The following is a 14,330-nucleotide window of genomic DNA, read 5'->3' as shown; positions in this document are numbered from 1 at the left end:
GTAAACTGCTGTTTTTTTGAATAACCAGTTTATGTATAATTTTATGAAAGTACCTTTAAGCTTAATTGGATTAGTAGCTCTTAACATTTTTACCAGTCGGTCTTTTGCCGGTAATTTAATAGAAGAAAGAGCAGACTCGGTCTTATTCGAGAAAACTTTTAACGTTAGACTTCCTAAAATAGCTACACCAGTATTTAAGAAAGATACATTTTATGTAGAAAAGTTTGGGGCAAAACCAGATGGTATTACACTAAACACAAAAAGTATTAATGCGGCTATAGAGGCTTGTAGTAAAAATGGTGGTGGCGTAGTTTTTCTGGGTGGTGGTGTTTGGTTAACCGGACCTATCAAAATGCAAAGCAATGTTAATTTGCATATTAAAAGAGACGCTATCTTACAGTTTACAAAAGATAAAAACGAATATAAGCTGATAGAGGGAAATTGGGAAGGAAAACCAGCGGTAGTAAACGAGTCGCCTATTTCTGCTTTTAATGTAGAGAATATTGCTATTACCGGAGAAGGTATTGTGGATGGAAATGGAGATGCCTGGCGTTTAGTGAAAAGGGGAAAAATGACAGATTCTCAATGGAAAAAACTGGTGGCCTCAGGAGGTGTGTTGAGTGCTGATGGAAAAAGCTGGATGCCTTCTCAAAGTTACAAGAATGGAGATTTGTCTAAAGATGCCAGAACCATGCAGCCAGGATCAAAACCATCAGATTATGCGTCAATGAAAGATTTTTATCGACCTAATCTTTTGGTAATAGCCAATTCCAAAAAAATATTATTAGAAGGTGTTACCTTCCAGAATTCGCCAGCCTGGTGCTTGCATCCTTTAATGAGCGAAGATTTGGTGCTACGCAATGTGTTTGTTAAGAACCCGTGGTATGCGCAAAATGGAGACGGTATAGATATAGAATCCTGTAAAAATGTACTGATAGAAAATTCCACTTTTGATGTAGGTGATGATGGGATTTGCATAAAATCTGGAAGAGACGAACCCGGTAGAAAAAGAGGAATGCCTACACAAAATGTTATTGTTAGAAATAATATTGTTTATCATGCCCATGGTGGTTTTGTAATAGGTAGCGAAATGTCGGGCGGAGCCAAAAACCTTTATGTGTATAACAATTCATTCATAGGAACAGACATTGGTTTGAGGTTTAAAACCACCAGAGGAAGAGGCGGGGTAGTAGAAAATGTATATATCGCTAACTCTTATATGAAAGATATCCCTGGAGAAGCCATTCTTTTTGATATGTATTACGAGGCTAAAGACCCTATTCCTTTAGCAGGAGAAAAAAGACCGGCACCCGTAGCGGAGTTTAAGCCAGTGTCAGAAACGACACCGCAATTCAAAGATTTTTATATAAAAAATGTGGTATGTAATGGGGCCGACAAAGGTTTGTTTGTAAGAGGTATACCGGAAATGAACGTAAAAAACATCTTTATAGAAGATGCGATACTGGAAGCAAAAACAGGAATAGAGATTATAGAAGGAACCAATATTAATCTGAAAAACGTTCGTTTGATAACACAGGGGAATAATCCGTTAATCTTTATAGAAAACAGTAAAAAAGTAAATATAGACGGTTTAAAAAGCGATAAAAAAGAGCCAATGCTTATCAGTATTTCAGGAGACAGAAGCGGAGACTTAGTGCTTAAAAACTCAGAAATAACACCATCAAAAGATAAAGTAGAATTTAATTATGGTGCCAAAGCGTCCATTTTAAAAACAAAGTAATGAATATGGTAATCAAAAGTATAAGTAAGCTAACTGTGGCTGCTTTAATAGGGATCATATCTTTGCAATCCCAAAAGGCACATGCGGCTTCAGAACCCAAAGTTTCTGAAGAAATAGCAAAGACAATTATGTCTAAATGGCCTTATCCTATAGAGAATGAGAGCAGAAGGATAAAATGGACTTACGAAACCGGGGTATTCCTTGAAGGAATTAAGGATGTATGGCAAAGTACTGCAAAAAAAGAGTATTTCGACTATCTGCAAAAGGCAATGGATACCTATGTAGATGAAAGCGGGAATATAAAAACCTATAAAAAGGAAGATTATAATATTGATAATATAAAAACCGGCAGAACGCTATTGTTGCTTTATCGCGTAACCGGAAAGCAGAAATATTTTAAAGCTGCGGCAAAATTAAAGGAACAGTTAGACGAACAACCCCGTACCAAAGCGGGCAGTTTCTGGCATAAGAAAATTTACCCCCACCAGGTTTGGTTAGATGGCTTATATATGGGAATGCCTTTTTATACAGAATGGGCATCTATGTTTAACGATACCAAAATTTATGAAGATGTTGCCAATCAGTTTGTGCATATAGAAAAAGAGGCTAGAGATCCAAAAACAGGACTGATTTATCATGCCTGGGATGAGTCCAGAGAGCAAAAATGGGCAAATAAAGAAACAGGAAACTCACCTCATTTCTGGGGAAGAGCTATGGGGTGGTATGGGGTAGCTATGATTGATGTGCTGGATGATTTTCCTTTAGACCATCCTGGAAGAAAACAAATCATAGCAGTTCTTAATCGGTATGCAGAGGCAATTGCTAAAGTTCAGGATAAGAAATCAGGACTTTGGTATCAGGTATTGGATATGCCAACAAGAGAGAGGAATTATGAGGAAGCATCAGCCTCAAGTATGTTTGTTTATACTCTTGCAAAAGGGGTGAGATTAGGTTATCTGCCACAAAAATTTGAACAAGTAGCTCAAAAGGGTTATAACGGTATCCATAAAAAATTCCTTGAAAAAGGAGCCGATGGACTATTACATCTGAACGGAACCGTAAGTGTGGCAGGTTTAGGAGGAAAACCTTATCGTGATGGTAGCTATGACTATTATATGAGCGAGAAAGTAGTGCAGGATGATCCAAAAGGGATAGGCGCGTTTTTGATGGCAGCCAATGAAATGGAAATCAAAAACATTGCACAGGTAGGGAAAGGAAAAACTGTAGTTCTGGATAATTATTTCAATAACGAATTCAGAAAGAATGCACTGGGATATACAGAAAGCTATCATTATCTATGGAATGAACTTGATAATAATGGTTTTTCTTTATGGGGATTAAACTTTGCCAAACGGGGAGCAAAGCTCGAGACCTTAAAAGAGGCTCCTAATGCTAAAAACCTGGCGAATGCAAGTGTTTATATTATTGTGGATCCGGATGATGCCAGCGAGACGGCCAAACCTAATTACATGGATGAAACATCGGTAAAAAACCTGACTGATTGGGTGAAAAAAGGTGGTGTTTTAGTGCTCATGGCAAACGATGATAAGCATTGTGAGTTACCACATTTTAACAGCTTGCCAAGAGCTTTTGGAATGGAGTTTAAAGAAGAACTAAAAAATCCGGTTACCGGAAACCAGTATGAGATGGGGGCAATCTATGTCCCGGAAAACAATATCATTTTTAAAGAATCAAGAAAACTGTATCTCAAAGAGATTAGTACGTTAAACGTGAAAATGCCAGCTCGGTCGGTACTTGACCATAAAGGAGATGTGGCTATGGCTGTGGCTCAATATGGAAAAGGGACTGTTTTTGCAGTAGGAGATCCCTGGCTGTACAATGAGTATATAGATGGTAGAAAACTACCTGCAAGTTTTGACAACTTTAAGGCTAGTGAAGAACTGGCAGACTGGCTATTGAAACAAGCTACCACAAAATTGAAAAAATAGAATAATAAAGAAAAAGAGAGTGATGGAGTTATTGAATAAATCGAGTTTAAGGAAAAAATATCTTAATGTAGTGCTCCCATCGGAGCAAACATTGGAATTGCCAGAAAAGGTATTGCAGTTTGGCACCGGAGTATTGTTGAGAGGTTTGCCTGATTATTATATCAATAAGGCAAATTTAGAAGGAAAGTTTAACGGCAGAGTGGTTGTGGTAAAGTCAACCGATCATGGCGGTACCTCAGATTTCGATCAACAAGATAATTTATATACCATTTGCATCAGAGGAATACAAAATGGTGAGAAAAAAGAAGAAAACCAGGTTGTATCTGCTATAAGCAGAGTACTTACAGCGGGTAAGCATTGGGAAGAAATTCTTGATTTTGCAGCAAGTCCAACATTGGAAATTATTATTTCTAACACTACTGAAGTAGGTATCAGATTGGAAGAAGATAATGTGCATAGTCAGCCTCCGGTTTCCTTTCCGGGCAAACTGTTAGCTGTATTGTACCATAGGTATAAAATGTACAATGGCTCTAAGGAAAGAGGTTTGGTTATTGTACCCACAGAATTGATTCCCGATAACGGAACAAAGTTAAAAGATATTGTAATAGAGCTGGCGCATAGCAATCAGCTACCTCCACCATTTATACGTTGGGTAGAAGAGTATAACTATTTTTGTAATTCTTTGGTTGACAGAATTGTTCCGGGGAAACCAGCTGCAGATATTAAAGATAAATTAGAAGCAGAGCTAGGCTATCAGGACCAACTTTTGATTATGTCGGAAGTATATAGTCTGTGGGCTATAGAAGGAAATAATAAAGTAAAAGATGTTTTAAGTTTTGCAGAAACAGACAGCGGAGTGGTTGTAACACCGGATATAGGACTGCATCGTGAATTAAAATTGAGGTTGCTGAATGGTACTCATACTTTAAGTAGTGGCATTGCTTTCCTTTCGGGATTTTCTACGGTGAAAAAAGCAATGGATAATGTTGACATGAGCGCTTATGTAGAGCAATTGATGAAACAGGAAATTGCCCAAAGTATTCCTTACGAGGTAGAACATACCGCTGCTATTCATTTTGCGGACAATGTAATAGACCGTTTTAAAAATCCACATATAGAGCATCAATGGATAAGTATTACCATGAATTATACTTCTAAATTGGGTATGCGTGTAGTACCATTGTTGTTGAATTATGCAAAAAGCAATAAAAGTGTTCCGGAGCTGATGGCTTTAGGCTTTGCAGCTTATATCGCCTTCATGAAAGGATCTGAAAAAGATGGAAAATATTACGGGCAGGTAAACGGTGTAGAGTATCCTATTAATGATGATAAGGCAGCTTATGTAGTAGGGCTGTGGGATACACATGGAGAAGAAAATATAACAAAGGCAATATTAAGTGATACAAATTTGTGGGGAACAGACTTGTCTGAAATAGAAGGATTAGAGAAAGCAGTAAACGAAAACCTGCATAATATTCTAGAGCGTTCTATGGTGTCTGTTTTGAGCAATTTGTTTATAAAAGCATAACAATGAAACACAGAGTTTTAAAAGTAAATCCGAATGATAATGTATTGGTGGCATTAACGGATCTGAATAAAGGGGATATTGTTCATTATGGCGGAGAAGCTTATGAACTTTTAGATGATGTAAAAGCTAAACATAAATTTCTGACAGAAGATCTTTCCAAAGGATCGGAAGTAATTATGTACGGTGTTTTGGTAGGAAAGGTACAAAATGACCTGAAAAAAGGTGATGTATTAACAACTGCTAACTTAAAACATGCCGCATTAGGTTTTGAAACAAGCGAAGAAAGAAAGACAACATGGAATATACCGGAAGTAAGTCGTTGGAAAGATAAAACTTTTAAAGGATTTCATAGAGCGGATGGTAGCGTGGGTACTGCCAATTATTGGTTAGTTGTTCCTATGGTATTTTGTGAAAACAGAAATCTGGATGTTTTACAGGAAGCCTTAATCGCTCCTTTAGGTTATGGTCGTCAAAACGATTATCAGTCTCAGGCTGATAAATTGATTCAGATGTATCGTTCGGGGGCTGTTGCGGAAGACTTATTGAGTGCAGAGATTTTTGTAGAAAAACAAAATGAAAAAAGCAGAAGAGTGTTTCCTAATGTAGATGGGATAAAATTTCTGAAACACGATGGTGGTTGTGGGGGGATAAGACAGGATGCTGAGACTTTATGTGGCTTATTGGCAGGATATATTACCCATCCCAATGTGGCCGGGGCAACTGTATTGAGTTTAGGATGTCAGAATGCGCAGGTTTCTATTCTTCAGCAAGAGATTGCAAAAAGAGACGCTAAATTCTCTAAACCTTTATACATACTGGAGCAACAGCAAATAGGAACAGAGGCAGACCTGATGTCCGAATCTTTAAAACAAACAATGGCAGGTTTGGCATTGGCTAATGAGAATCAAAGAAAAGACGCACCTTTAAGTAAAATTACCATCGGTTTAGAATGTGGTGGTTCCGATGGTTTTTCTGGTATTTCTGCAAATCCCGCTATAGGTTATACTTCTGATTTACTGGTGGCTTTAGGCGGATCGGTGATTTTAGCAGAATTCCCTGAACTTTGTGGTGTAGAACAAAACTTAAGCGACAGATGTGTGTCGGTCACAGAAGCAGAACGTTTTTCCAGTTTAATGCGTACTTATGAGCAAAGAGCAGAAGAAGCAGGCTCTGGTTTTGATATGAACCCTTCGCCGGGAAATATTAAAGATGGCTTGATTACGGATGCTATTAAATCTGCCGGAGCGGCCAAAAAAGGAGGAACATCGCCAGTTGTTGAAGTTTTGGATTATCCTGAAAAAGTAACTAAACCCGGTCTGAACCTATTATGTACACCAGGAAACGATGTAGAAAGTACAACGGCAGAAGTGGCTTCGGGAGCAACTGTAGTTTTGTTTACCACAGGTTTAGGAACGCCAACCGGTAACCCGGTAACACCGGTAGTAAAGTTAAGTAGCAATACTACTCTTTATAATAAAATGAACGATATTATTGATATTAATACCGGAACAATTATAGAAGGAGAGGAGACGATTGAAGAAGCGGGAGCAAGAATTTTAGACTATGTGATTGCTGTGGCCAGCGGAGAAATTGAAGTAAGCGCAGTAAGGCATGGACAAGACGATTTTATACCTTGGAAAAGAGGGGTAAGCTTATAAAATTGTAAAAATAATAAAGAATAAAACAAGGCTATCGTAATCGGTTACGTGAATAAATCATGGAGAATATGAAGTTAGAATGAAGAATTTTTCTCAAATTTCATCTCCATAAATTTAGATGCGTTCCGTAAGTGATGGCTTTTTAGGTTAAATCATTTTAAACATTAAAGAAATGAAAGAAGGTTCAGTGATTCCAGAAGACTTTATTTTATATAGCAAACAGGCAAAAGCTTTGTATCATGATTATGCTAAAGATCTGCCTATTGTAGATTATCATAACCATTTGCCTCCAAATGAAATTGCGGAGAATAAAAAATTCAAGACAATTACAGAGATATGGTTAAAAGGCGACCATTATAAGTGGAGAGCAATGAGAGCCATGGGGGTAGATGAAAAATACATTACCGGTGATGCCAGCGATTTCGAGAAGTTTAAAGCCTGGGCAAAGATTGTACCTGCGTTAATCAGAAATCCATTGTTCCATTGGACACACATGGAATTGAAAAATCCTTTTGGTATTAATAAATTTTTGAACGAAGAGTCTGCAGAAGAAATTTATAACCATTGTAATGAACTTTTGGCTCAGGATAATTTCTCTACTCAGGGTTTGTTAAAAGGGTTTAATGTAGCTATGGTTGGCACAACAGACGATCCTATTGACTCTTTAGAATACCATAAGACATTATTGAATAGTGATTTTTCTGTAAAAGTAAAGCCATCTTTCAGACCAGACAAATCCCTTATGATTGGTGATGCAGCTAATTACAGAGCTTATATCGGGAAATTATCTCAAGCGTCTGGAGTAAATATTAAAGATGTAGATTCTTTGGTGGCAGCTTTAAGAAATAGAATTGATTTTTTTGCAGCACATGGAGCATCCATTTCAGATCATGGTTTAAATACTATTCCATCTAAAGTTTCGTTAACTACAGAACAAAAAGATGAGTTCAGGAAATTTCTGGCAGGCGAAATCAATTCCTTCTCAGATACTGATGCCTTTGCAGGTTATGTGTTAACAGAAGTCAGCAAAATTTATCATGAAAAAGGCTGGGTACAACAATTTCATTTAGGTGCTATCAGAAATAACAATCACGGGCAGATGAGGAAATTGGGACCGGATACAGGTTACGATTCAATAGCTGATTATCCTCAGGCGCAAAGTTTATCTAACTTTTTAGGTAATTTAAGTTTGGAAGATCAACTGACGAAAACAATTATTTATAATCTAAATCCAGCAGATAACGATGTTTTTGCTACAATGATTGGTAATTTCCAGGACGGCAAAACCAAAGGGAAAATGCAGTTTGGCTCAGGTTGGTGGTTCTTGGATCAGAAAGACGGAATGGAAAAACAATTAAATTCTCTTTCAAATATGGGGGTTTTAAGTACATTTGTTGGAATGCTTACAGATTCCAGAAGCTTTTTGTCATATTCAAGACACGAATATTTCAGAAGAATACTGTGTAATGTGCTGGGCAGCGAAATGGAGAATGGACAAATTCCTGATGATGAGAAATGGATTGGAAAGATTGTACAGGATATTTGCTACTATAATGCAAAAAACTATTTTAATTTATAATGGCTAAAGTATTAACATTTGGAGAGCTTCTTTTAAGAATCTCTCCAGATGCAGAAGCCAGCTGGCTAAAGACCAATAAGGTTTCTGTTTTTGTTGGAGGGGCTGAACTAAACGTAGCAACAGCTCTTGCAAAGTGGGGGGTAGATGTTTCTTATTTAACAGCACTTCCAGATCATTCGTTAACACACCAGATTTTAGATTATGTAAATGATCTGAAAATTGACACCTCTAAAGTAGCTCTGCAGGGCGAAAGAATTGGTACTTATTATCTTCATGAAGGAAAAGATTTAAAAAGTTCAGGGGTTATTTACGATAGAGCTTATTCTTCATTCTATTTCCTTAAACCAGGAGATATTGACTGGGATAAAGTATTAGAAGGAGTAAGTTATTTTCAGTTTAGTGCAATATGTCCGGCTGTTTCGCAAAGTGTGGCAAACGTTTGCCTTGAAGCTGTGAAGGCTTGTAAACAAAGAGGCATATTTGTAGCGCTGGATTTGAACTTTAGAGCCTTGCTTTGGAAATATGGCAAAAGCCCGGTAGATATTCTTCCGGAAATAGCAGAATATTGCGATCTGATTATGGGGAATATTTGGGCAGCCCATCGTATGTTGGGAACCCCATTGTATGACGAGTTGATAGAACCAGATACTTTAGAAAAATATTATGAGCACTCTGCGAAAACTTCGCAAGAAATCATAAACCGTTTTTCATCATGTAAAATGGTAGCCAATACATTCCGTTTTGAAGCGGGAGAGGGAATCAGCTATTCTACAACCCTTTATACGGAAGGTATATTACACACCTCAAAAAAATATAAAGCTGATAAAATCATCAATAAAGTAGGAAGTGGCGACACTTTTATGGGAGGACTCCTTTTTGGGGTGGTCAATAACCTGTCTGCCCAGGATACTTTAGAGTTTGCTACAGCTGCGGCATATAAAAAACTGTTTATACCTACAGATGCCACCTCAACAACCAAGGAAGAAATTTTTGAAACAATAAAAAGTCATGATTAATAAAGAAGGAATACTGGATGTTATTATAGAGCAAGGAATGTTGCCTTTGTTCTATCATGAAGACAAAAACTTGAGTTTAGATATCATCAAAACGGTATACAATGCCGGGGTGAGAACTTTAGAATATACAAACAGAGGTCCCGCTGCATTAGAAAATTTTAAGTTTCTGAAAGAAAACACCAAAGGTCTTGCAGGATTTTATTTGGGTATAGGAACTATAAAAAATGCCAAAGAAGCACAAGATTTTGTGAATGCCGGAGCAGATTATATTGTAGCACCTACAGTAAACGAAGAGGTAGCTAAAGTAGCAAGTGATAATAATTTGCTTTGGGTTCCGGGATGTATGACACCTACAGAAATTAGCAAAGCGCAAACTCTTGGAGCTTTATTAATTAAATTATTTCCTGCTAATATTTTGGGTCCGGGTTTTATGGGAGCTATTAGAGAATTGTTTGCAGGTCAGAAATTTATTCCAACCGGCGGTGTAGAAATTGAAGAGAATAATTTGAAAACGTGGTTTAAGTCTGGTGTTTGTGCAGTAGGTATGGGTAGTAAGATGATTACCAAAGAAATAATGGATAACAGGGACTTGAAACAATTAGAAGAAAATACGGTTAAAGCCCTATCTTTAATCAAACAATCTAAATAATAGAACCTAAATATTAAACGAGATGAGTACAAAAAAAGTAGGGAAATACAGGTGGTCTATATGTGCCCTTTTGTTTTTCGCAACAACGATTAATTATTTGGACAGGCAGGTCTTGTCACTTACCTGGAAAGACTTTATCGCTCCAGAATTTCATTGGACAAATAACGATTATGGTAATATTACAGCCTTATTCTCTATTTTTTATGCCGTAAGTATGCTGTTCGCCGGTCGTTTTGTAGACTGGATGGATACTAAAAAAGGTTTCTTATGGGCAATAGGTATATGGTCTATTGGAGCCGTATTACATGCTTTTTGTGGTATTGCTACATCAGGTGTTGTAGCTGGACAATGGTTTGTAGGTTTCGAAGGAGCTAAAGAAGCTATTGCAACAGTTAACGATATTGGCCTTGTGCTTAATGTGAGTGTGGCTTTATTTATTTTTGCCCGTTTTGTACTGGCTGTTGGAGAGGCAGGGAACTTTCCGGCTGCTATTAAAGCTACCGCAGAGTATTTTCCTAAAAAAGATAGAGCTTTAGCTACCAGTATATTTAATGCAGGAGCTACCGTAGGTGCATTGGCTGCCCCAATTACCATACCGGTTATTGCCGAACATTGGGGATGGGAAATGTCGTTTATTATTATCGGTGCTTTAGGTTTCGTTTGGATGGGATTCTGGGTGTTTATGTATCAAAAGCCAGAAGTTCATCCTAAAGTTTCTAAAGAAGAGCTTGCCTACATTCAACAAGATAATGCTGAAAACGTACAAACAGAAGTGGTAGCCGAAAAGAGGGTGTCTTTTGTTGAGTGTTTTAAACACAAGCAAACCTGGGCTTTTGCATTTGGTAAATTTATGACTGATGGAGTATGGTGGTTTTTCTTATTCTGGGCACCAGCCTATTTAAGCTCAGTTTATGGCATTAAATCATCGGACGTAGAAGGACAATTAGCCATATTTGTTTTATATGCTATTACGCTTTTGTCTATTATTGGAGGATGGTTACCTACTTATTTTGTAGAAAGCAAGGGAATGAATCCTTATGCTGGTCGTATGAAGGCGATGTTGATTTTTGCATTTTTTCCGTTAGTTGTTCTTTTTGCTCAGCCATTAGGACATATTACTTATTGGATTCCGGTTATCTTAATTGGTATCGGAGGTGCAGCGCATCAGGCATGGTCAGCTAATATATTCTCTACTGTAGGAGATATGTTCCCTAAATCGGCTATTGCTACAGTTACAGGAATTGGTGGTATGGCTGGAGGTATCGGAGCTTTTATCATCAATAAAACTTCGGGGGTACTTTTCGATTATGCTGGTCAAACAGGTATGGTGTTTATGGGGTTCAAAGGTGAAGAGGCTGGATATTTTATCATATTCTCGGTTTGTGCAATCGCATATCTAATTGCATGGGTTGTCATGAAATCTTTAGTTCCAAAGATGAAAATGGTAGAAATGTAATATTGATTTCTGATAAATTTTAATAAAAAGGGCAGATATTTTTCTGCCCTTTTTATTGCTCTAAACTTTTCCGTATTCCCAGCTCTAATCCCCTCAACTCTGCCAATCCTTTCAGCCTGCCTATAGCCGAATAACCAGGGTATGGGGTTTTGTTTAAATCGTCCAACATCTGATGTCCATGATCAGGACGCATAGGGATATTCCTATTTTCGGTAAGCATTAATTTTACCAGACGTTTCATAAGCTCGTACATATTGGCGTCTCCTTCCAGATGATTTGCTTCATAGAAATTACCCAGTTCGTCCCGTTGTGTGCTTCTCAAATGAGTGAAATATATTCTTGAACCAAGTTTTTCGATCATGCGAGGAAGATCGTTGTCTGGTCTGGCGCTAAAAGATCCGCTACAAAAGCAGAACCCATTGGATTTAGCAGGTACCTGATCTATAATATACAATGCGTCGGATTCTGTAGACATTATTCTTGGTAATCCTAAAATAGGATATGGTGGATCATCCGGATGTATAGCTAGTTGAATACCGAGTTGATCAGCAATGGGCGTTATCTCCGTCAAAAACGAGATTAGATTTTTCCGTAGAGAATGGGTGTCAATACCCTTATATTCGTTTAGGAGCTCTAAAACCTGTTTAGAAGTGAAGTTTTCGGTACTCCCTGGAAGAGCTTGTAAACAGGTAGCATTTAATTTGTCTCTTTCGCCAGCCGAAAGTGCATCGAAGAGCGATTGGGCCTTTTCTCTTTCTTCTTTAGAGTAATCATTTTCGGCTCCCGGTCTTTTTAATAAAAATAGATCAAAAGCAATAAAAGCCAACCTTTCAAATCTTAAAGCTAAAGCTCCTGAAGGAAGTGGGTATTGAAGGTCAGTACGCATCCAGTCTAAAACCGGCATAAAGTTGTACGTTACCACAGAAATACCACAGGTTGACAGGTTTTTTAAACTTTCTATATAATTATTTATGTATTGTTTATAATTCCCATTTCTTTTCTTGATATCATCATGTACAGGAAGGCTTTCTACAACTTCCCATTGTAGCCCTTCCTTGGTTATAATTTCTTTGCGTTCATTAATATCTTCCGTTGTCCAAAGTTCACCTACAGGAATTTGATGCAAAGCTGTTACAACTCCGCTACATCCTGCTTGTTTTATATCCTTTAAAGAAACGATATCTCCTGGACCATACCATCTCATGGTTTGTATAAGACTCATTGTTTTATGTGTTTTGTAACCGATGTAGGTTGTAAAGCTTTGTTTTTATATTTACAACCATTTGTAGGGTAAATATAAAAATTATATGCAATCGGTTGCAATTTTGATTTTTAGTTTTTACTTTTAAGTATTAATTCCGCTCTCCGGCAAGTTTTTATTACTAATCAATTTTATACCATTTGTATCAAATGAAAACACCAGGCGCTATTCTATTATTTTTGTTGGGAATAACGAAGTTTTATAATTTACAAGCCCAAATTCCTTTGGTTTATGGAATGGAAAATACAGGGAGAGATTGTTTGTTTCCTTCTTTACGTTTATTGGATGAACTGCCTGTTCAGAAGTATTTACCAGATCCTTTTATAAAATCTGATGGCAGCGGTCGTGTAGTGAGTTTTGAAGATTGGGAATGCAGAAGAAACGAAATTAAAAAACAGATAGAATATTATGAAATTGGTGTAAAGCCAGAAAAAACTGAAAACATCATAGCGAATTTTTCAGGAGATACCCTGACAGTTAATGTTACCGTAGATGGGAGAACACTGATTCTTCAGGTTCAGGTTCTTCTTCCTGCAGGAAAAGGTCCTTTTCCTGCTGTTATAGGGATGAACAGGCCAAGTGGGAGTCTTCCCGATTCATTATTTACACAAAGGAATATTGCGAGGATAGTATATCATCATGATCAGGTTACCTCTTATAAAAATCCCCAATCTACAGATGCTTTTTATCAACTCTATCCAGAATATAATCTGGATAATTCTGGTCAGTATTGTGCATGGGCTTGGGGAATAAGCAGGATAATAGATGGATTGGAGTTGGTGAAAGCAGATTTGCCTGTTGATTTAAATCATTTAGCGGTTAGCGGATGCTCTTATGCAGGTAAAATGGCATTGTTTGCGGGCGCATTTGACGAACGTATTGCTTTAACAATTGCACAAGAATCGGGAGGTGGAGGAGCTCCGTCATGGAGAGTTTCGGAAACAGACGGTAAAGTAGAGAAAATAGGAGCGACTAATTATCAGTGGTTCAAGAATGATATGATTCAATTTGCAGGAGATAATGTTTCAAAACTTCCTCATGATCATCACGAGCTGATGGGAATGATCGTTCCGAGGGCCTTATTGATTACAGGTAATACAGATTATGAATGGCTATCCAATTTTTCCTGTTATGTATCTGCCAAAGGAGTACAAAAGATATACAATGCTTTTGGTATAGGAGATAGATTTGGATTTTATATAGATGGGGGATATAGACATTGTGTTATACCTGATGCACAAGTGCCGATATTAGGTGCCTTTCTGGATAAATTTCTTCTGGGTAATTTATTTGTGAATACAGATTCTGTAGAGGTTTTTCCTTTAGGCTTTGAAGAAAAGTTTGCACAATGGATTCATTGGTGAGTGATTCTTTTGTACAGAATACATGATGAAAATGGAATAATCTTCTTTAATGCAATCGATAACAGTTCTTTTATATACTTAAATCCATGTTTTTTCATTCAATAAAAATAAAATCACAAAAATCAATGC

General features: G+C 37.3%; 10 protein-coding genes. 9 read left to right on the top strand and 1 reads right to left on the bottom strand.

Annotated elements, in window-relative coordinates; translation table 11 throughout:
- Positions 1-43 precede the first annotated feature (43 nt).
- The 8 genes from ACFSAH_RS03245 (at position 44) to ACFSAH_RS03210 (ending at position 11,576) form a co-directional block, all read left to right on the top strand.
- The gene (locus ACFSAH_RS03245) at positions 44-1,741 is read left to right on the top strand and encodes a glycoside hydrolase family 28 protein (RefSeq protein ID WP_379661260.1); all 1,698 of its coding nucleotides are present in this window, start codon (positions 44-46) and stop codon (positions 1,739-1,741) included.
- The gene (locus tag ACFSAH_RS03240; protein WP_379661259.1) at positions 1,741-3,690 is read left to right on the top strand and encodes a glycoside hydrolase family 88 protein; all 1,950 of its coding nucleotides are present in this window, start codon (positions 1,741-1,743) and stop codon (positions 3,688-3,690) included. The genes ACFSAH_RS03245 and ACFSAH_RS03240 overlap by 1 nt, the downstream gene beginning before the upstream one ends.
- A gap of 22 nt (positions 3,691-3,712) precedes the next feature.
- Positions 3,713-5,218: a tagaturonate reductase gene (locus ACFSAH_RS03235; protein ID WP_379661258.1), complete on the top strand. Its 1,506-nt coding sequence runs from the start codon at positions 3,713-3,715 to the stop codon at positions 5,216-5,218.
- A gap of 2 nt (positions 5,219-5,220) precedes the next feature.
- Entirely contained in the window at positions 5,221-6,876 is a 1,656-nt protein-coding gene (locus ACFSAH_RS03230; RefSeq protein WP_379661257.1) for a UxaA family hydrolase, read from the top strand.
- Positions 6,877-7,048: 172 nt separating this feature from the next.
- Entirely contained in the window at positions 7,049-8,455 is a 1,407-nt protein-coding gene (gene uxaC / locus ACFSAH_RS03225) for a glucuronate isomerase (protein WP_379661256.1), read from the top strand.
- Positions 8,455-9,471: a sugar kinase gene (locus ACFSAH_RS03220; RefSeq protein WP_379661255.1), complete on the top strand. Its 1,017-nt coding sequence runs from the start codon at positions 8,455-8,457 to the stop codon at positions 9,469-9,471. Before uxaC ends, ACFSAH_RS03220 begins: the two co-directional genes overlap by 1 nt.
- Positions 9,464-10,120, top strand: coding sequence for a beta/alpha barrel domain-containing protein (locus ACFSAH_RS03215; RefSeq protein WP_379661254.1), 657 nt, complete (start codon positions 9,464-9,466; stop codon positions 10,118-10,120). Before ACFSAH_RS03220 ends, ACFSAH_RS03215 begins: the two co-directional genes overlap by 8 nt.
- Before the next feature lie 22 nt (positions 10,121-10,142).
- Positions 10,143-11,576 (top strand): MFS transporter, encoded by a 1,434-nt coding sequence (locus ACFSAH_RS03210; protein ID WP_379661253.1) that lies wholly within the window; start codon positions 10,143-10,145, stop codon positions 11,574-11,576.
- Positions 11,577-11,628: 52 nt separating this feature from the next.
- Here the strand turns inward: ACFSAH_RS03210 and uxuA are convergent, their stop codons facing one another.
- The gene (uxuA, locus tag ACFSAH_RS03205) at positions 11,629-12,798 is read right to left on the bottom strand and encodes a mannonate dehydratase (protein ID WP_379661252.1); all 1,170 of its coding nucleotides are present in this window, start codon (positions 12,796-12,798) and stop codon (positions 11,629-11,631) included.
- A gap of 188 nt (positions 12,799-12,986) precedes the next feature.
- Here uxuA and ACFSAH_RS03200 point away from each other — a divergent pair, with 188 nt between their 5' ends.
- The gene (locus tag ACFSAH_RS03200; RefSeq protein ID WP_379661251.1) at positions 12,987-14,201 is read left to right on the top strand and encodes a glucuronyl esterase domain-containing protein; all 1,215 of its coding nucleotides are present in this window, start codon (positions 12,987-12,989) and stop codon (positions 14,199-14,201) included.
- The last annotated feature ends 129 nt before the right edge of the window (positions 14,202-14,330 follow it).

This window comes from Pseudopedobacter beijingensis (genome assembly GCF_042678145.1).
Classification (GTDB): Bacteria; Bacteroidota; Bacteroidia; order Sphingobacteriales; family Sphingobacteriaceae; genus Pseudopedobacter; species Pseudopedobacter beijingensis.
Note: the sequence above shows the minus strand (reverse complement) of the source record. Positions and strands in the feature narration are given on the sequence as shown.